General features: G+C 42.4%; 1 protein-coding gene. It reads left to right on the forward strand.

Translation table 11 applies throughout. The features are described from left to right. Positions 1-469, forward strand: a 469-nt coding sequence (locus DCS98_RS23435; RefSeq protein WP_206340413.1) for a PDDEXK family nuclease, incomplete at its 5' end; no start/stop codon positions are given. Between the last annotated feature and the right edge of the window lie 17 nt (positions 470-486).

Consider the following 486-nt stretch of genomic DNA (forward strand, 5'->3'; position numbering starts at 1 on the left):
CCATGGATGGTTCGAAGGTATTTGGTGTGATAGCACTTACGAAATGGCCTACGTTTGGTATTGCCAGAACAAGCATATTCCACTGTCACGAAATCATAACCGATTTTCCTACGTTGATGCCAACGGCCGAACCAGATATTACATTCCAGACTTCATAGTCGACGGTAAATATGTCGAAATCAAAGGATGGATGCGACCAGAAGATTACTTCAAAATTTCTCAGTTTCCCCATGACATTGATCTGGTCTCAGGCACTGAGATCAAAAAGATCGTTTGCCTCGCTCAGGAACATTTCCAAACCAAACATTTAGCAACATTATTTTCCGAACGGTCGGAGATAAAGCAATGCGGATATTGTGGCCGATCATGGAAAGTAGTTTCTGAAAATCGCAAGAAAAAATTCTGTAACAATTCATGCAGTAGCAAATTTCGTTGGCAATCAATGGATGGCGGCCCCACGGAGGATTGAACTCACGACTTATAGCT

The sequence above is a fragment of the Blastococcus litoris genome (assembly GCF_003075095.1).
GTDB classification, from domain to species: domain Bacteria; phylum Actinomycetota; class Actinomycetes; order Mycobacteriales; family Geodermatophilaceae; genus Blastococcus_B; species Blastococcus_B litoris.